The sequence below is a fragment of the Corynebacterium sp. TAE3-ERU12 genome, from assembly GCF_019209905.1.
Lineage (GTDB): Bacteria > Actinomycetota > Actinomycetes > Mycobacteriales > Mycobacteriaceae > Corynebacterium.
The window spans coordinates 1,256,072-1,274,686 of record NZ_JAHUTM010000001.1 but is presented as its reverse complement, the minus strand read 5'-3'; the positions used below and the strand labels follow the sequence as shown (position 1 = coordinate 1,274,686).

The 18,615-nt window shown below is 58.0% G+C and carries 13 protein-coding genes; 5 read left to right on the top strand and 8 right to left on the bottom strand.

Annotated features, from left to right (window positions below):
• Positions 1-54: 54 nt before the first annotated feature.
• Genes KRX51_RS05800 through KRX51_RS05770 form a run of 7 tightly spaced genes read right to left on the bottom strand, consistent with a single transcriptional unit; the run spans position 55 to position 6,345 of the window.
• Positions 55-471, bottom strand: a complete 417-nt coding sequence (locus KRX51_RS05800; protein WP_218362060.1) for a metal-sulfur cluster assembly factor — start codon at positions 469-471, stop codon at positions 55-57.
• Between the two features lie 3 nt (positions 472-474).
• Complete coding sequence (sufU, locus tag KRX51_RS05795) at positions 475-939, bottom strand: Fe-S cluster assembly sulfur transfer protein SufU (protein ID WP_218362058.1); 465 nt, start codon at positions 937-939, stop codon at positions 475-477.
• Positions 940-972: 33 nt separating this feature from the next.
• The gene (locus tag KRX51_RS05790; protein WP_218362056.1) at positions 973-2,226 is read right to left on the bottom strand and encodes a cysteine desulfurase; all 1,254 of its coding nucleotides are present in this window, start codon (positions 2,224-2,226) and stop codon (positions 973-975) included.
• Positions 2,198-2,959, bottom strand: a complete 762-nt coding sequence (gene sufC, locus KRX51_RS05785) for a Fe-S cluster assembly ATPase SufC (protein ID WP_218362054.1) — start codon at positions 2,957-2,959, stop codon at positions 2,198-2,200. Before sufC ends, KRX51_RS05790 begins: the two co-directional genes overlap by 29 nt.
• Positions 2,960-3,008: 49 nt before the next feature.
• Positions 3,009-4,205 (bottom strand): Fe-S cluster assembly protein SufD, encoded by a 1,197-nt coding sequence (gene sufD, locus KRX51_RS05780; RefSeq protein ID WP_218362053.1) that lies wholly within the window; start codon positions 4,203-4,205, stop codon positions 3,009-3,011.
• A gap of 5 nt (positions 4,206-4,210) precedes the next feature.
• The gene (sufB, locus tag KRX51_RS05775) at positions 4,211-5,659 is read right to left on the bottom strand and encodes a Fe-S cluster assembly protein SufB (protein ID WP_218362051.1); all 1,449 of its coding nucleotides are present in this window, start codon (positions 5,657-5,659) and stop codon (positions 4,211-4,213) included.
• The gene (locus KRX51_RS05770; RefSeq protein WP_370625033.1) at positions 5,656-6,345 is read right to left on the bottom strand and encodes a helix-turn-helix transcriptional regulator; all 690 of its coding nucleotides are present in this window, start codon (positions 6,343-6,345) and stop codon (positions 5,656-5,658) included. Before KRX51_RS05770 ends, sufB begins: the two co-directional genes overlap by 4 nt.
• Positions 6,346-6,658: 313 nt before the next feature.
• Between KRX51_RS05770 and mptB the strand changes: the two genes are divergently transcribed.
• The 5 genes from mptB to KRX51_RS05745 all read left to right on the top strand — a co-directional run bounded on the left by mptB (position 6,659) and on the right by KRX51_RS05745 (position 12,990).
• Entirely contained in the window at positions 6,659-8,290 is a 1,632-nt protein-coding gene (mptB, locus tag KRX51_RS05765) for a polyprenol phosphomannose-dependent alpha 1,6 mannosyltransferase MptB (RefSeq protein ID WP_218362297.1), read from the top strand.
• Positions 8,291-8,351: 61 nt separating this feature from the next.
• Positions 8,352-9,305: an ABC transporter ATP-binding protein gene (locus tag KRX51_RS05760; RefSeq protein WP_218362048.1), complete on the top strand. Its 954-nt coding sequence runs from the start codon at positions 8,352-8,354 to the stop codon at positions 9,303-9,305.
• A gap of 1 nt (position 9,306) precedes the next feature.
• A complete protein-coding gene (locus KRX51_RS05755; RefSeq protein ID WP_218362046.1) occupies positions 9,307-10,101 on the top strand; it encodes an ABC transporter permease in 795 nt (264 codons plus the stop codon).
• A gap of 44 nt (positions 10,102-10,145) precedes the next feature.
• Complete coding sequence (locus tag KRX51_RS05750; protein WP_218362044.1) at positions 10,146-11,162, top strand: COX15/CtaA family protein; 1,017 nt, start codon at positions 10,146-10,148, stop codon at positions 11,160-11,162.
• An 829-nt stretch (positions 11,163-11,991) separates the two neighbouring features.
• Positions 11,992-12,990 carry a hypothetical protein gene (locus KRX51_RS05745; RefSeq protein WP_218362042.1) on the top strand — a complete coding sequence of 333 codons (999 nt, stop codon included), beginning with the start codon at positions 11,992-11,994 and terminating at the stop codon, positions 12,988-12,990.
• A 588-nt stretch (positions 12,991-13,578) separates the two neighbouring features.
• On the opposite strand, the gene KRX51_RS05740 is transcribed toward KRX51_RS05745, so the two are convergent.
• Positions 13,579-18,570 (bottom strand): DEAD/DEAH box helicase, encoded by a 4,992-nt coding sequence (locus KRX51_RS05740; RefSeq protein ID WP_218362041.1) that lies wholly within the window; start codon positions 18,568-18,570, stop codon positions 13,579-13,581.
• Positions 18,571-18,615: the final 45 nt, after the last annotated feature.

Sequence of the window (18,615 nt, the reverse complement as noted above, 5' to 3'; positions counted from 1 at the left end):
TGGTACACAAATACCGCCCCTCGTTGTGTCACGAGGGGCGGTATTGCTGTGTGGCTAGACGGAGAAGCCGAGGGCGCGCATCTGGTCGCGGCCGTCTTCGGTAATGAACTGCGGTCCCCACGGCGGCGACCATACCCAGTTGATCCGGAAGTCCTCGATGCCGTCGACATCCATCACCAGGGTTTCGGTCTGGCTGGTGAGCAGGTCAGTTAAGGGGCATGCCGGTGAGGTCAGGGTCATGTGGATAACGGCGGTGGAGCCGTTTTCGATCCACAGGTCGTAGACCAGGCCCAGGTCGACCACATTGATGCCGATCTCGGGATCGACCACGTCGAACATGGCTTCTTCGACCTTGATCGCCAACTGGTCGTCTTCTGGGGTTTGGTCGGGGCGTGGGGGCACGCCGAGAGTGTTTTCTTCGACTTCGATCGGGTCGTAGTCTTCAGCGTTGGTGGGGTTGTCGTCGCTCATGGTTTAGGCCTCCGGTTGCTTGGTTGTGCCACCCATGGCTTCGGCAGCAGCGGCTTGGAATGCTTTCCAGCCCAGCAAAGCGCACTTGACTCGGGCGGGGTATTTGGACACACCGGCAAAAGCGATGCCGTCGCCGATGAGGTCTTCGTCGCCTTCAATAGTGCCCCGGGAGGTCACCATCTTCTCGAATTCGGCGAGCTTGGCCATTGCTTCATCCACCGGCTTGCCGACGATTTCTTCGGCCATCACCGACGTTGAGGCCTGGGAAATGGAGCACCCAATGGCTTCATAGGAGACGTCCTCGACGGTGCTGCCATCGTCGGAAAGCTTTACTCGCAGGGTCAGTTCATCGCCGCAGGAGGGGTTGACGTGGTGAACCTGACCGCCGAAGGGTTCGCGCAGGCCAGCGTGCTGGGGGTGTTTGTAATGATCCAGGATGACTTCCTGGTACATCGACTCAAGTTTCATTATTGCTCCGTTCGCCGTAAACCCATAGTGGCATTAGGCGCCGAAGAAGTCCTGTGCCGCGCGGATTGCATCGGCAAGCTCGGTGACTTCTTCGAGGGTGTTGTACAGGTAGAACGATGCCCGTGCGGTGGACTGGACGCCCATGGTTCGGTGAACCGGCCATGCGCAGTGGTGGCCGACGCGGATGCACACGCCCCGGTCATCGAGCACCTGGCCGAGGTCATGCGGGTGGACCCCGTCGACCTGGAAGGACACGGCCGAACCGCGCTGCTCGGCGGTTGTTGGTCCGACGATGGTGAGCCCTTCGATATCCTGCAGCTGCTCCAGGGCGGCTGCGGTGAGGGCGTGCTCATGGTCGGCGATATTGGCCATGCCGACTTTGGTGAGGTAGTCCACGGCAGCACCAAGGCCCACGACCTGGCTGGTCATCATGGTGCCGGCTTCGAAGCGCTGCGGCGGCGCAGCGAAGGTCGAGCCATCCATGGTGACCACTTCGATCATGGACCCGCCGGTCATAAACGGCGGCAGGGCGTCGAGGATTTCCGCGCGTGCCCACAGTGCGCCGACCCCATTGGGGCCAAGCATTTTATGCCCGGAAAATGCCAGGGCGTCCACACCTAGTTCGGCGACATTGACCGGCATATGCGGCACGGACTGGCAGGCGTCGAGCACGGTGAGCGCCCCGACGGCCTTGGCGCGGGAGACGATCTCTGCCACGTCAGAGACCGCACCGGTCACATTCGACTGGTGGGTAAATGCCACAACCTTGACGCGCTCGGTGAGTTCCAGCGAGTCGAGGTCAATGCGGCCCTCCGGGGTGGCCGAGTACCAGCGCAGTGTTGCGCCGGTGCGCCGGGCCAGTTCCTGCCACGGCACCAGGTTGGCGTGGTGTTCCAACTCGGTGATGACGATCTCATCGCCGGCACCGACCTGGTACTTTCCTGCCCGGTCATCACCGAAGGTGTACGCCAGCAGGTTCAGTGCCTCAGTGGCGTTTTTGGTGAAGACCAGTTCGTGGTCGGCCGCGCCGATGAACGCCGCAATGGCGCTGCGGGCGTTCTCATAGGCGTCGGTGGCCTCTTCGGCGATCTGGTAGGCGCCGCGGTGTACTGGTGCGTTGCACTCAGTCAGGAACCGGTATTCGGCGTCGAGCACCTGGCGGGGGCGCTGCGATGTTGCCCCAGAATCAAGGTAGATCAGGGGCTTATCGTCGCGCACGGTGCGTGACAGGATCGGGAAATCCTGCCGTAGCGCGGGACTAAGCATGGATGAAGCGGTCGTAGCCATGCTCTTCCAGGGCCTTGGCCAGTTCCGGGCCGCCGGACTCAACGAAGCGGCCATCGTGGAAGACGTGCACGAAGTCGGGCTGCACGTAGTTCAGGATGCGCTGGTAGTGGGTGATGATGAGGATGCCGCCGTCGTTTTCGCGCTGGTAGCGGTTGATGCCTTCACTACACACCCGCAGGGCGTCGACGTCGAGGCCGGAGTCGGTCTCGTCGAGGATGGCGAACTTCGGCTTCATCAGGTCCAGCTGCAGGATTTCGTGGCGCTTCTTTTCGCCGCCGGAGAAACCTTCGTTGACGGAGCGCTCCGAAAACGACGGGTCGATCTCCAGGTCCTTCATGGCTTCCTTGACTTCCTTGACCCAGGTGCGCAGCTTCGGGGCCTCGCCGCGCACTGCGGTGGCGGCAGAACGCAGGAAGTTGGACATGGAAACGCCGGTGACCTCGACCGGGTACTGCATGGCGAGGAAAACGCCGGCGCGGGCGCGTTCGTCGACCTCCATGTCGAGGATATTTTCGCCATCGAGGAGGACTTCACCGTCGGTGACTTCGTATCGGGGGTGGCCAGCGATCGTGTAGGCCAGGGTGGACTTGCCGGAGCCGTTGGGGCCCATCACGGCGTGCGTCTCACCGGAGTTGATGGTCAGGTCGACGCCCTTGAGGATCGGCTTGGCCTCGTCGGTGTCGTCGGTGGGTAGCACTGATGCGTGCAGGTTTTTGATTTCGAGGGTGCTCATCGTTTGTCGCGTTTCCTTCGTAAAAGTATGTGGGTGAGGTGCCAGTGGGTTAGAGCTCGACGGTGTCGAGTTCTTCGTCAATCAGCGCGCTGAGCTGCTTGCGGGCGGATTCGACCGGGATGCGGTTGATGACCTCGCCGAAGAAACCACGCACCACCAGGCGGCGGGCGATTTTCTCCGGGATGCCACGCGACATCAGGTAGAACAGCTGGTCATCGTCGAAGCGGCCGACGGTTGCGGCGTGGCCGGCCCCGGCGATCTCACCGGTTTCGATCTCCAGGTTCGGCACCGCGTCGGCGCGGGCGGCGTCGGTGAGGATCAGGTTGCGGTTGAGCTCGTAGGTGTCGGTGCCACCAGCGTCGGCGCGGATGAGCACATCCCCCACCCAGGCGGTGCGGGTATCGGGCTTATCGGAGTTCGGGTCGCCCTGCAGCGCGCCCTTGTACATCACATTGGAGCGGCAGTTGGGCACTGCGTGGTCGACGAGCATGCGCTGCTCGAAGTACTGGCCGTCGTCGGCGAAGTAGACGCCAAGTAGTTCGGCATCAGCACCGGGGGCGGTGAACTTCAACCGCGGGATGACGCGCACCACGGAACCACCGAAGGTGGCCACGGCGTGGCGCAGGGTGGCGTCGCGGCCGACGGTGATGTGGTGGCCGGAGAGGTGCACTGCATCATCGGCCCAGTTGGCCATGGTGACCACGGACAGGCGAGCGGCGTCGCCAAGGACGAATTCGACGTTATCGGCGTAGGTGCCTGAGCCTTGGTAGTCGATGATGGCGACAGCTTCGGCGCCGTCTTCCACATCAATGACGATATGGCCGTAGCCGACTTTGCCTTCGCCGGGGCCGTGCACGGTGATCCGTAACGGTTCCTCGGTGGCCGGGGCGTTCTTGCCGACGGTGACGACGGTGGCCTTATCGAAGCTGGAGAACGCCTGGGCGGCGACTCGGTCGACGGGCTTGCCGGCGCGGCCAAGTCGCTCATCGCCGCGGGTGACGCGGTCGATGCTGACGTGGTCGTCGGCATTATCGACGGTGATGTCTACGGGGACGGGCTCACCTGCGGTGCCGTCGTGCAGGCCGCCGAGGCGACGCAGCGGTGCGAAGCGCCACTCTTCGTCGCGGCCCTTGGGCACGGCGAAGTCCTCCACATTGAAGGAGGAGAAAATATCGCCCTTATTCTCCAGGACGCGGTCGCGCCAGCTGGAGGACTTCGGTGCTTGTGCGGTAGTGGTCTCAGCCATTGGGGTTAACCCACCGACCCTTCCATTTGCAGTTCGATGAGGCGGTTGAGCTCGAGGGCGTATTCCATCGGCAGCTCCTTGGCGATCGGCTCAACGAAGCCACGAACCACCATTGCCATTGCTTCGTCTTCTTCGATACCGCGGCTCATCAGGTAGAACAGCTGGTCATCGGAGACCTGGGACACAGTTGCCTCATGTCCCAAGGTGACGTCGTCTTCACGCACGTCGACGTAGGGGTATGTATCCGACCGCGAGATGGTGTCGACCAGCAGCGCGTCACACTCCACGGAGGACGAGGAGTGCTTGGCGCCTTTATTGACCTGCACCAGGCCACGGTATGCGGCGCGGCCGCCGGCGCGGGCAACGGACTTGGAGACAATATTGGAGCTGGTGTGCGGCGCCATATGCACCATCTTGGCGCCGGTGTCCTGGAACTGGCCCTCACCGGCGAAGGCGACGGAGAGCACCTCACCGCGGGCGTGCGGGCCGGTCATCCACACCGCGGGGTACTTCATGGTGACCTTGGAGCCGATATTGCCGTCGATCCACTCCATGGTGGCGCCCTCTTCGCACTTGGTGCGCTTGGTGACGAGGTTGTAGACGTTATTCGACCAGTTCTGGATCGTGGTGTAGCGGCAGCGGCCGCCCTTCTTCACGATGATCTCCACCACGGCGGAGTGCAGGGAATCCGACTTGTAGATCGGGGCGGTGCAGCCCTCGACGTAGTGCACGTAGGCGTCTTCATCGACGATGATGAGGGTGCGCTCGAACTGGCCCATATTTTCCGTATTGATGCGGAAGTAGGCCTGCAGCGGGATGTCGACGTGGACACCCTTGGGCACGTAGATGAAGGAGCCACCGGACCACACGGCGGTGTTCAACGCGGAGAACTTATTGTCACCGGCGGGAATGACGGTGCCGAAGTACTCCTCGAACAGTTCCGGGTGCTCCTTCAAAGCGGTGTCGGTGTCGAGGAAGATGACGCCCTGGGCTTCAAGATCCTCACGAATCTGGTGGTAGACCACCTCGGACTCGTACTGGGCGGCCACACCGGCGACCAGGCGCTGCTTTTCTGCCTCGGGGATGCCGAGCTTGTCGTAGGTCTGCTTAATGTCATCGGGCAGGTCATCCCAGGTCTGGGCTTGCTGCTCGGTGGAGCGGACGAAGTATTTGATGTTGTCGAAGTCAATATCCGACAGGTCCGCGCCCCAGGTGGGTAGCGGCTTGCGGTCGAAAATCTTCAGAGCCTTCAAGCGGTTATTGAGCATCCACTCCGGCTCGTTCTTCTTCGCGGAGATATCGCGCACGACGGCTTCGGACAGGCCGCGCTGGGCTGCGGAGCCTGCAGCGTCGGCGTCGTGCCAGCCGTACTGGTACGCGCCGATCGAGTCGATAATCTCCTCGTCGGTGGACGGAGTGTGCACCTTTGCGGATTCATCCTGGGTGAGGGTCATTGTCCGCTCCTTTCTGTGGGTGCTTCGGTGGCCTTTGGGCGGGCTGCCGGCGCAATTGGGATATTTGTTGTGCACACGCCATTGCCATCGGCGATGGTAGCGAGCCGCTGGGTGTGCTGGCCCAACAGGGTGCTCACCACTGCCTGCTCTGCTTCGCAGAGTTCGGGGAACTCCCCGGCGACGTGGCTGATTGGGCAATGCCGCTGGCAAAGCTGCACATTGCCCCGGTTTTCATGGACGTGTGCGGAATAACCGTGGCGTCGGAAAGCCGAAGCGACTTCATCGACCACCTGGGGGAGGTCATGGTCGTCACTGACCGGTTCCACGCCCTCAAGGATCTTGGCTACCCGCTGGTGGGCGAAAGCAGTGACTGCTTCTTGTCCACCGGCTTGGCGCAGTGCAGTAAGTGCTGCTGCGGCAAGTTCGTCATAGCCATGACCAAATTGAGAGCGGCCAGCGTCGGTAAGCCGGAACGTCTTCGCGGGCCGTCCCCTGCCGCGTGGCCCAGTAGCTGGTGCCGGTGCGGGTTCAGCCAGCCCATCGGTGACCAAAATGTCCAGGTGGCGGCGTACTGCCGCTGCCGACAAGCCAAGTTCGGAAGCGATAACCGACGCTGAGGCCGGATTGCCTTCGAGAAGGCGGTGCAGGATGTGATTGCGGGTGTCGCCGTCATGTGTTGACGTCACGTGGCATCCACCTCCTGGTGCCGGCGCGGGTGCCGGGTTGCTGGGTTGAATATTGTGGGCTGGGCCGCGTGGGGACAGGGTCCGAATTGCGGGCAGTGTCCGATCCATTAGTCGAACCGTTATGAACGCCCTGATGGATTAGACAAAACAAATCTTACGTAATTCCCACCCACTGTAAAGACGAGCAGGTCAGCGCCGCGCAATAAAGACGGAAAGCACAATCGCTGCTACACGGACGCGGGTGACTATCCTTATCCACGTGAGTACCGGGACCACGCGCCACCACCCCAGGACCTACTGGCTGCGCGAAGCAATGCCACGATTCGGCCTTGCTGGCTCCCGCTCCGCCCAACTGCACTCCGGCGTGGAATCCCCGCTGGCTTTCCGCACCGATCACCGCGAACTGCGCCGCTTCACCGCGCTGCGCTGGCTGGGCACCCTGGGCGCCATTTTGATCATGGTCGGCGGCATTGGTGCCGGGGCCACCCCGGTGCTGTCCAACCCGTTCTGGGCCAACCCCATCGGTTCGCTGCTGGGCCGGATGCTGCTTGCCACCACCATCATGACCTTCACCGGCATCGCCATGCTGGTGGTCGCCTGGCTGGGCGTGGGTGCCTTCGTCTATTCCGGGGCGCGCACCCGCGTCACCGCAGTCGATACCGGAATGCTGGTGCGCACATTCGCCGGGTGGGTTTTGCCGCTGCTCTTCACCGCTCCCCTGTTCACCCAGGATATTTATTCCTATCTAGCCCAGGGCGCGGTGGTGGTGCGCGGAATGGACCCCTACGCCGCAGGCCCGGTGGATCTGTTGGGCGCGGCCGACCCATTGGCCCGCTCGGTGCCGCTTATTTGGTCGCACTCCCCTAGCCCTTATGGGCCGGTGGCGATGTTGGTTGCTGCGGCTATCGCCAAGATCACCGCTGATGGGGTCTTGATGTCTGTGTTGCTGCACCGGGCGGTGGCTATTGTCTCGCTTTACGTGGTGGCCTGGGCGTTGGTGTGCCTGGCGCAGCGGTGCGGGGTGTCCCCACAGTTCGCCCTGTGGCTTGGTGTGCTCAACCCGTTGACGTTGCTGCATTTGGTTGGCGGCGTGCATAACGAGGCCTTGTTATTGGCGTTGTTGCTTTCCGGTTTGGAGCTGACCCAGCGTGCTTTGCATGGGCGGCCTGATCCTGGTTCCCCCGACCCTGCTGTGGCCGCCGGGAGGCCTTTATTGTCTCGTCGGGCGTGGCTGGTTTTTGGTGCCGGGGTGGTGCTTATCGCGATGGCGGGCATGGTGAAGGTCACCGGTTTTGTGGCGCTTGGTTTTGCGGGGATGGCTTTGGCGCGGCGTTTCGGTGCGGGTCTGCGCGCTGTTGCCGGGGCGGCTGTTGTTACTGGTGTTATTACTGCTGCTACGACGGTGCTGATTTCCGTGGCGTCTGGTTTGGGTTTTGGCTGGATTTCTAGTCAGGGCGGGGCTGCGACGGTGCGGAGTTGGATGAGTGTGTCCACGCTTATTGGGATGTGCTCGGGCCTGATTGGTCGGTTGCTTGGTGTTGGTGATGTCACTGAGGCGGCCTTGGTGATGACTCGTGGGGCAGGCATTGTGGTTGCCGCGATCTGGTTATTGCGTATGTTGTGGGCCACTTTCCAGGGCCGTGTGCACCCCTTGGGTGGTTATGGCCTGTCGATGTTTGTGCTGGTGTTGCTGTTCCCAGTGGTGCACCCGTGGTATTTGCTGTGGGCGTTGGTGCCGCTGTCGGGGTGGGCGGACCGCCCGGGTTTCCGGATCGCGGTGGTGGTGTATTCCACGATTTTCAGTTTCACGGTGTTGCCGCGTGGTTTGGGGTTGCCGCCGATCACGGTGCTGCAGGCGTATCTGGGTGCGGTGGCCGCATTTGTCATCTGTATGGCGTTGATTTTGATGGTGGGCGCCCGCACTCGGGCTTTCCGGGTGCGCTAAATCGGGGACTTAGGCGGCCCATTGCACAATCCGGGCGGCTGGCTGTCCTAGACTTGCCGACGTGAACCACGCATCTTCAGCTAGCTTTGAGCTCGCGCTTGAACTCGACGGGGTGACGAAACGCTATGGCGATGTCACTGCCGTTGATTCCCTGAGCTTTGATCTGGCGCGTGGCCAGGTGTTGGCCCTGCTGGGCCCTAATGGTGCCGGCAAGACCACGACGGTGGAGATGTGCGAGGGCTTTGTGCGTCCCGACGAGGGCAGCGTGCGCGTGCTCGGCATGAATCCGCTAAAGCAGTCCGACGCGCTGCGCCGCCGGATCGGCATCATGCTGCAAGGCGGTGGCGGCTATCCCGGTGTGCGCGTGGGCGAGATGTTAGAGCTGGTCGCCTCATATGCGGACAATCCTTTGGATACGCAGTGGCTTCTCGACGTGGTGGGCTTGTCGAAGCACCGCAATACCGGTTACCGGCGGTTGTCTGGTGGCCAGCAGCAGCGGCTGTCTTTGGCGTGTGCCCTGGTGGGCCGGCCGGAGTTGGTGTTTTTGGATGAGCCCACCGCCGGTTTGGATGCCCAGTCGCGTATTGCGGTGTGGGATTTGGTGACCTCGTTGCGCCGTGATGGTGTCACTGTTGTGTTGACCACGCACTTGATGGATGAGGCGGAGTCGCTGGCGGACAAGGTGCTGATCATTGATCATGGCCGGCTGGTCGCTGGCGGCACGACCGATGAACTGACCGGGCTAGCTTCTACCCGGGGTATTGATATCAGTGTCACCGACGATATTGATACCCGCGATTTGCAGCATTACCTGCAAAAACCCACGCGTTCCATTGAGGTGCGTTCGATGGCGCCGGGGCGGTATCGCGTTGATGGTGCCGCCGAGCCGGAGGATATTGCCTTAGTTGCTCGGTGGTGCGCGGATCGGGATGTGCTGATCACCGATCTTCGGATGGCGCATCGCAGCCTTGAGGATGTTTTCCTCGACATCACTGGCCGAGAGATGAGGAATTGATATGAGCACTCCGTCATCGACTCGTTTCCCCGAGGGCACGTTTGCCCCGAACCCCGGTTCGGCCCCGATGCTGAAGGTGCTGATCGCCCAGACGCGGATGGAGTTGGCGCTGATTCTGCGCCACGGCGAGCAGGCTTTGCTGTCGATGGTGATTCCGCTGGCGATGCTGGTGGGCTTTACTGTCGTGCCGGTGCTGGAGATGGATGACCCCTTGGCCACCGTCTACCCGATGGTGCTGGCGGTGTCTGCGATGTCAGCCGGTTTTACTGGTTTGGCGATTGCGGTGGGGTTTGACCGCCGTTATGGGGCGCTGAAACGTGTGGGCGCCTCGGGGCTGCCCAGGTGGGCGATTATTGCGGGGAAGACGTTGGCGGTTGCCGGGGTGGTCACCATCCAGTTCGGGTTGATGACTGCTACCGCGATTGCGTTGGGCTACCGCGAGCACGTCGGCCTGGTCCTGCTGGCCTTTGTGGTGACCTTATTGGGCGCTGCGGCGTTCGCCGCGATGGGTTTGCTAATGGGCGGCACGCTTGCTGCTGAGCTCATCTTGGCTTTGGCGAACTTGATCTGGTTTGTGCTGTTGGGCGCGGCGACTCTGGTTGCGGTGGGCCCGGAGCTTCCCGACGCTGCGACGACCGCGTTGTCCTTATTGCCGTCGGTGGCACTGACCCAGGCGCTTATTGGGGTGCTTGGTGATGGTGTGGTCTGGCCATACTTATTGGTGATGGTGGCGTGGGGTGCGCTGTGCGCGGTGCTGGCCACGAAGCTGTTTTCGTTTGACTCTCCCCAGGACTAAACCCCAGGCCGGTAGCGGGTAGGCACCAGGTAGACTGTGCGTTTGTGAGCACTTCTGCCCAGCCCTCCCAGCCCGTGTCCGAACGCCAGCTGCCGTTGTCGTTTTTGCCGCTTCCTAGCGTCGGCAAGCAGAAACTTTTCGCCTTATTGGTGTTGCTGGCCCAAGCAGGTATCGCCGTTACCGGCTCGATTGTCCGCGTGACGGGTTCTGGTCTTGGTTGCGATACCTGGCCGCAGTGTCATCCGGGTAGTTTCACCCCGGTCCCCGGCGCCGCCCCGGCGTTGCACCAGGCCATTGAGTTCGGCAACCGACTGTTGACCTTCGTGCTGATTGTGATCACGTTGGTGTTGTTCCTTGCGGTGGTGCGCGCAGGCCGCCGTAAGTCCATTATTGTGCTGAGCTTCATTGAAGGTTTCGGCATCATTGTGCAGGCCGTGATTGGCGGCATTTCTGTGCACGTGGACCTGAACTGGATTTGGGTGGCGTTCCACTTCTTGCCGTCGATGGTTCTGGTGTGGATCGCTGGTGTGATTTGGGTCCAGGTGGGCCAGCCTGATGATGGCCAGCTGGAGCGCCGCTACCCTACCGCCCTGCGGTGGCTGAGTGTGCTGATGGGTGTTGCGGTGAGCCTGACGTTGGTCTCCGGCACGATGGTGACCGGCGCTGGCCCGCACGCCGGTGATGCCGATGTCACCCCTGAGGAACGTTTGAACCTGCCGATTGTGGAACTCACCCATGTCCACGCCGGTTTCATGTACTTGCTGCTGGGCCTGGTGGTTGGTCTGACGATGGCGTTGATTGCCCTGAAGGTGGAGCGCCGCGTGTTGATTGTCGGCTGGGCTTTGATTGCGGTGATTATCTCGCAGGCCGTGGTCGGCATGGTGCAGTACTGGACTGGTACCCCAGCGGCCCTGGTTCCGGTGCATATCGCTGGTTCTGGTGCGGTGACCGGTCTTGCCGGCATGCTGTACGCCTTTGGTCGTGATCGGGTGGGCGGTACCGCCACGAATTACGGTTCGCTGGCTGCCGAGCAGGACCCGAAAGCGAAGGCGAAGGCCTAACCCGGTGAGCTAGCCTCGCCGACCTGCTTGCCGACGGTGGTTGCTGGTTGGCGTGAATCCTGAAAAGCCCGCTCCGAGATTTCTCGGGGCGGGGTTGGTGTACTCGTAAGGTTGCTGCACCGCCTCAGTAAGTGAGGCGTAGATGAGACAAACAACAAAAGAAGTATAGAATGTATCTACCGGAGGAACGATCAGGAGCGGCTTAGCGAACATTACTTATTGTTTATTTTAGATTGTCGGTTTCCAAGTCTGTTAGTGCAGTTAAGATAGGTCTACTACGGGAGAGTGTTACGCTAAGCCTTAGAAAATCACGAGTTTAAAGATGTGTAGAGAAGCCGGTTATTCCATAAATAAGAATTGGTCCTTAGGAAATTCAGTCTCTATACGAAAATATTTCGAATCGACTCATTGCAAAGTTTTGGATGGCCCGAAAGATTTAGCCTGACTGTGATTCATGTCGGAAATAGTCAAAGAGTCAAAAAAGTTTTTCGGATGGCGTAAAAAGTAACTGAAAACCTCATTTTGCTCTGCTAGAAAACGAATTCTACTTTTGTTGGCTGATGGATCTTGCTAAAGTTCTTAGTACTTTCGACGGCAATAAGTATCGGTTATGTATTTTCATCTTTCGCGTATCAATCACAGCACTTGGTAAAATGTTTTTAGTGGACTTAAGTTAATCCCAAAAACCTCGCTATGTTGTAAAAATCGGTCGACATGACGAGCATTATTGTAGTCACCAGTACTATCTTCGTTGCAAAGGGTTAAAGAAATGTGAAATGCAATTAAATAAATCTTTGATGAAGCGCAATAGCGGGAATAGGAGCATAGAATGAATGAATCGAAATTTGGCGTTATCGGTCAAAAGCTCAGAAGTCTTCTAAGCCATGCACTAAAAGGGGGCGGGCAGAATGAGCCCATTCTTCGGGAGCCCACATGGGCGAGATATATTGCTAGTGTCCACCCCAACGTTCTCAATTTCATTATCGTAGTTCTATCTTGTTTTGCTGGTGCACAAATTAGCAATGGCAGGATATGGATAGTTGCATTAATTTTTATTCTTATAGCAATTTGCTTTGGCCTTAATATGCTCAGTGAACGTCGCGATAGAGACGTTGAGGAAGAGCGAAGCGAGATTCAGGAAGAAGCTGTAAGGTCAATCATTTTCGCGCTTACCGACACTACTCAGGCAATTAGTCACGCCTTACACACTAATAAGAAAGTAGAGCGGGACACAGAGATTGCCGCTGCCCGCCGAGCGATTCTAGCGTCCGTTAGAGAACGTATTGGTCCACCTGAAGGTGTTCGAGCAAATCTTTTTGAAGTCAGTAATACGTCTCCAGTTGAGCTTAGTGCTTCGAAATATGGTCATGATGGTCGATTAAATCATCACTCTAAGCGCATTTTTACAGTGAACGATAGAACTCTTCGTGTCGCGATCGAAAATAACCAAGGTCGATATATAAAGGATACGAGTGAATTAGAAGAGACTTCTGAGAAAGCATTAGACTACGACTGTTTTGCTGTCATGCCGGTTAGTACGGGCGACGAGCTATTTGGTCTTTTGACTGTCGATTCAAAAAACGCCGGAGACATCGATGAGTTCCACGGAACCGCTCTCTTGAATCAGTTTGCTTCTTTGCTATCCTTGACTTATGTTGGAAAAAACGCTGAGAACGACGCTGTTCCCATAGGTCCGCTAGGAGCTGACGCCGGGCAACACGCCGCCGACGACCGTGACGGCGGAATCGGCGTCCCGGCTTCTAACATGGGTCAAGATCAACTCGAAACATCTGAACGACTAGAGGGAAGTGCCGATGATGAGTGGTAAGGGCGATCTTTACGATGCTCACCGTCAAGATCGGATCCGTTTGCTCCAGGAAAATCCCGCGCTATACTTCCGTGACGCACCGCGTTTGACCTTTGGGTTTTCTAACTACACTGACAACGAACGGGCTGCTCGTCGACGGCGCAATCAACGTAACTAGCCGTCATGGGTGCCCCCCCCCGGGGCTTGCGCACAGCGTGGCGTCATCAGTGTCGATGCCTCCGGTCCTGGTGAGTGTCGTCAGCTTAGGGAAAATTAATTTCTCGCTGACCCCGAGATGTGTAAAGAACCAGGTCACAACCTAAGCTTAGAGTTTTAAAAATAATCTACTACCACAAGCTGCGACAGGTCGATGGTTAGACATAGGTAGCAGTCGGTCACCTCAGATCTCGATCAGGTTGAGTAAATTTCGGCTAGGTATGCCGTATCGACACCGATGAATTGGTCGCCACCGTTTATCTACTGCGTTGTTTCGGATCCTATTGCGTGAGATGGCCCTGCTTTCGACTCGTTGGTTGCTGGGAAGCCCGGGTCAGCCGGCGAGATGCAACCATAGCTCCAGCTCGGAGACAATGGGCCGCGCTTCATGCCTCACCTTTCACCGCACGATCTGGTTCGGGCGTTTGTAGTGGCCACCTTGTTGTCTTCAAGGGAGTTAACGATACGGACCGTTTCCAAGGCGACGCTGGTGACTTTGGCGATGAGGTCGACGATATAGCGCGGATTCCCGACTTCGTCTGCCCAGTCGTTGGGGTCGTTGACGATCCCGGACTTCTTGTCCTTTTTCACCTGGTAGCGGTCAATGAGCCAGGCGATAGCTGAGCGGGAACCGAGCATGTACTCGTCAGCTTCTGCGGGGATGTCCCGGATGGTGACCTGCTTGTTGTAGATAAGCGTGGTCACATCGTTGACCTTCTTGCCGGTCTCCTCATCCGTGGTCTTGGCCCACTTCATTTTGGTGACACGCCAAGTCTCCCGGTCATCCGGATCAGCAGTCTTCTTTAGATCCACAGTGACTGGGTACGGCTCAATCGACTCGTAGTTGATGTGGAGATCCATCAATTCCCGGCCGGCAGCACTGAGTTTGTCGAACCTGGCGCGGTCGGTTGGGGTCTCAATATGCGGCAGCATCTTCTTTAGATCTGCTGCGTATTTGGTGCGGTACTCCGGGTCGTGGAGCTGCGCGTAGACAAAGTAGAAGATGTCATCTTTAGACACCTCCCCCAACGCCTGCTCGTATTCAGTCAGGATTTCGTCGGTGATGTTGTCAACGCGGCGGTATCCGTCCCGGATCTCTCCCTCAGTACCGACAGGACCGCTGGAGGCTTGGTCTAGGCCGAAATCGAGTTCGCCCTCTTCTGCCTCTATCGGTTCCCAAATCCAGCGTGGGAAGAATTGAACGGGGTTACCTGCGCCAGCAACGCTTTGCAAATCCGGGACTAAATTCGTTGAAAAAGCGGTAAAAGGAGCGCTCGATCCTCGAGAATTTATGGATATACCGTAGTTATCGTGGCGTGGTGTGGGGAAAATATGTCTTATTTGATAAATTTGATCGTTAAGTTTAGCGGAAAAGTCAAGATATAGGTGGCTCCGCATGAAAGGGCGATAACTTAGTTCTCGAAATCCTGTGGTATCGATGCTTACACTCACGCCACGTTCGATGTCTTTCTTGTTGGTTCTATTCCAACTGAAGCGCGACTTGTTGCGGTAAAGTATTTCATTGAAGGTTCTGTTATTGCCTCGATCGCTATTTAGTAATTGAAGAGTTTCGTTGTAATAACTGACCATATCTTCGACATTGTGGGTTAGTTTTTTCTTGCTGAAGTTCACTACCCAAGCGTCCCTAGCTGTGGCAACACCGCGAGAAAAGACGCCAAAAATTGGTTGGCTGTTATCCCCCCGTTTTATTCCTAGGGCGGGGAAGGTTAAGAAGTCTTCTGCTCTTTGGCTAATCCAGTCTCCGTAGGAGTTAGGATCAATGCCGCGCCAGTCCATCTCGCTTACCTGGCTGTTGTCGACGATTTTGAGTTTTTCGTCGGCGGATAGATAGTCGCCAATGTCCTTATAATGGATTGTGCATCCTGCACTGTTGCTTCGTTTGACGCCAATAGTGATAGCAACGGTATTGCGGCTGCCCGATCCGAAAACCTTCCCGCCCTCTTTGCGGGATAGCTCACCTGCGGTGCGTTGATTTCCGCGTAGGTTAAAGACATAGATGTCGCTGAAGTCTTCGGCAAAGGACAGGCGAACTCCATCTGCGGTGTTACCGTCAATCCAGCCGCCGTTGGATACGAAGGCGACGACACCTTCGTTTCCAATGCGGTCAGTGGCCCATCGGAATGCACGCAAATAGGAGTCGTACAGCGAATTCTTATTCGTAGCAGTCGACTGGGCTGCGTAGGTCTGTTCAATCCGCTTATCTAGCGTCGGGTACTTGAGGTTCTGGTTATTGTCGTTGGCGCTGCCCTGTCCGACCGAGTACGGCGGGTTGCCCACGATGACGTTGATGGGTGAATTCTTTTGCCGTTCGATGGCATCGTTGTTTTCCACGAAGACATCCATGTCCAAGGTGTCGTCGTCTTCATGGATCTGGAAGGTATCTGCCAGGGCGATGCCGTCAAAGGTGACGTACGGAACGTCTAAGTCACTTTCGGGGTTCTCGGCCTTCTGCTGTTCCCGGATTAAAGCGTTGTAGGTGGTCTCGATATTGACCGCTGCGACGTAGTACGCCAAGAGCATGATCTCTGTGGCATGGAGTTCGTTGGCGTACTTGCGGGCCATATCTTCTGGCTTAATGCGTCCTGATTGCAGCAGGCGCACCATGAATGTGCCCGTACCAGTGAACGGGTCGAGGATATGTACGCCTTCGTCGGTCAGTCCCCTACCGAAGTGTTCCTGCATGAGGTCATCGGCGGCCCGGATAATGAAGTCGACAATCTCTACCGGGGTGTAGACAATGCCCAGGGCATCTGCTTGCTTCTTGAACGCTTTACGGAAGAACCGTTCGTAGAGGTCTTTGACGACCTGTTGCTTGCCCGAGGCACTGGTGACACCAGAGGCCCGCACGCGCACAGACTTGTAGAACTTCTCTAGCCCCTCGGTCTCAGTTTCTAGCTGCTTATCGGCAAGAGCATCCACCATGCGCTGCATCACCCGGGATACCGGGTTGTGCTGGGCGAAGTCATAATCACTGAACAGGGCATTAAACACAGGCGCGGTGATGAGGTGCTGTGAGAGCATGCCGATGGCCTCATCCTCGGAAATCGAGTCATTGAGGTTGCCGCGCAGGCCCTCAACGAACTCTTCAAACTCTGTGCGGAGTTTCGGGTCAGCCCCGTCGACGAGGGTTTTGATGCGCTCTACCTGGGCGGCGGCGATATCGGCGACATCATCTGCCCAGTCTTCCCAGTACGTGCGGTCGCCAACTTTGTCGACGAGTTTGACGTACATCGCCTCCTGCCACTTCTCCAGAGAGAACAGGGCGAGGGTTTTCGCTGTGACGTCATCTGGATCGTAGGCGTGGTTGGCGCTATCCTCCTCAGCCTTCCGCAGACGCTCACGAGGATCTGCAGTGTGATCATGCTTGATCGGCAGCTCATCTGGTGTGGACTCGTTGAGGCTAATGGAGTTGACCTTGGCATTGAACCGATCATCATGGGCACGAAGCGCATTGAGGATCTGCCAGACAACCTTGAACCGGGTGTTATCGTTCAACGCTTCCGAAGGGGACTTGCCCGGCGGAACCGCGACCGGAAGGATGATGTAGCCATAATCCTTGCCTTTGCTCTTACGCATGACACGCCCGACTGACTGGACCACATCCACCATCGAATTGCGCGGGTTGAAAAACACCACCGCATCCAAGGCCGGTACATCCACCCCCTCAGACAAGCACCGGGCATTAGTAAGAATGCGGGTTTCGTTATCCGGGACGTCAGCTTCAAGCCAACCCAGCCGGGAGTTGCGTTCCATCGCATTCATCGACCCATCGACATGCTGAGCCCTCACCCGGACATCAATATTGTGCAGGCTCACATCATTGAGTGCCGCGCTCTCCCGCAGCGACTGCTGATAGTTGTCAATCAGCGCCGGGTAAGACTCAACAATCGACTTCGACGTCTTAATGTCCTTGGCGAAGGCAACCGTGCGCTGCATCGCGGCAGCACCCTCATCGAAACCTGCGGACGTACCCTGCTCAGAACCTGAACGCTTCGCAAGACCATTCCAGGTGCCGATCATCGCAGACGCCAAGCTCAGATTGACGCCGCCAGCATCGCCCCGGGACAGAGCCTCAGCTGCCACAGATTCGTCAACAGTCATGACCAAGACTTTGTAATCGGTCAACAGGCCCTGCTCGACGGCATCTCCGAACCCAAGCCGATGGAACTCCGGCCCGTAGATGTCCTCATCGTCCATCGAGGCCACCTCGGCGGAATGCTCCTCAGCTTTGCCCTTAACCTCATCGTCGAACAGCTTCGGAGTCGCCGTCATATACAGCCGCTTTGCCGCCTTGATGTAGTCAGCGTCATGAATCCGCACGAAGTTCGACGCATCCTCGCCGGCAATGGTCACACCTGTGGTGCGGTGCGCCTCATCGCAAATAACCAGATCGAAATCCTCAAGGCCACGCTGCTGGGCATCATGGATAGCCGGCAAAGATTGGTAGGTGGAAAACACCACCTGGAGGCCCTTAGCGCGCTTGCCGTGTGAGAATCGCTCGGCGATATCAGCACCATCAGTAGACACCGGCACTTCCAAGTCGTATGCGGCGATATCCTCGGCCTTCTTCGAGACCTTAGAATCCGAGCACACTGCGTAGACCTTCATGTCCAGGCGCGCCTGGGCGGTCCACTCCTTCAAGGTCTGCGACAACAAGGAAATCGACGGCACCAGGAACAACACCCGCGCCCGACCACCATTGGCCTCGGCGAACTGCTCCGCCAGCCGCAAAGACGTAAAAGTCTTACCCGTACCGCACGCCATGATGAGCTTGCCGCGATCATGGGCGGCAAACCCCTTCAAGGTCGCATCAATAGCCGCAGACTGATGCGGACGCGGCTCAAAGGTCTCCTTCTGAGACAGGTGAATATTCAGCTCCGAACCGGGGAACGTCAGATCCCAATCCAACGGGGAGCTCGCAATATGCTCGGTGCCGATGCGGTTAGTCGGGATGAGCTGGCTCTCCAGCATCGCCTCAGCATTAGAACTCCACCGGTCCGTGGTGGAAATAATCATCCGCTGGGCGAAGGTCTCAGTGCCATTATCGGTCTGGAAAGTACGGCCAGAAGCCTCAAAGAACGAGTCCAGATTCGCCTTGCTCACCGTCGTGGTGGGCTTATAGAACTTGCACTGGATAGCCACCCACCGCTGATCCTCACTACGCCGGGCAACCAAGTCGATACCAGCGTCGGCCTTGCCGCCGTTATACTTCCAATCCACCCACCGGCAGACCTCGTCATACTCAGTGCTGAGCACCGGGTCATTCTTGAAGTAATTGACCATCAACTTCTCAAAAGCCAAGCCATACTTCCCGGCAGGCTGATTTTCACGAAGTTGGACCAATGCTTCAGCAAAAGACGACATGCTATTCAGTATGACAGCAAAAGGAAAACCCCGGGTGGCAACCAG

Bases quoted from the DNA above. Each gene is read 5' to 3' on its own strand.
- sufB (WP_218362051.1), bottom strand. From the start codon at position 5,659: ATGACCCTCACCCAGGATGAATCCGCAAAGGTGCACACTCCGTCCACC.
- sufD (WP_218362053.1), bottom strand. From the start codon at position 4,205: ATGGCTGAGACCACTACCGCACAAGCACCGAAGTCCTCCAGCTGGCGC.
- KRX51_RS05745 (WP_218362042.1), top strand. From the start codon at position 11,992: ATGAATGAATCGAAATTTGGCGTTATCGGTCAAAAGCTCAGAAGTCTT.
- mptB (WP_218362297.1), top strand. From the start codon at position 6,659: ATGCCACGATTCGGCCTTGCTGGCTCCCGCTCCGCCCAACTGCACTCC.
- sufU (WP_218362058.1), bottom strand. From the start codon at position 939: ATGAAACTTGAGTCGATGTACCAGGAAGTCATCCTGGATCATTACAAA.
- sufC (WP_218362054.1), bottom strand. From the start codon at position 2,959: ATGAGCACCCTCGAAATCAAAAACCTGCACGCATCAGTGCTACCCACC.
- KRX51_RS05790 (WP_218362056.1), bottom strand. From the start codon at position 2,226: ATGGCTACGACCGCTTCATCCATGCTTAGTCCCGCGCTACGGCAGGAT.
- KRX51_RS05740 (WP_218362041.1), bottom strand. From the start codon at position 18,570: ATGTCGTCTTTTGCTGAAGCATTGGTCCAACTTCGTGAAAATCAGCCT.
- KRX51_RS05800 (WP_218362060.1), bottom strand. From the start codon at position 471: ATGAGCGACGACAACCCCACCAACGCTGAAGACTACGACCCGATCGAA.
- KRX51_RS05755 (WP_218362046.1), top strand. From the start codon at position 9,307: ATGAGCACTCCGTCATCGACTCGTTTCCCCGAGGGCACGTTTGCCCCG.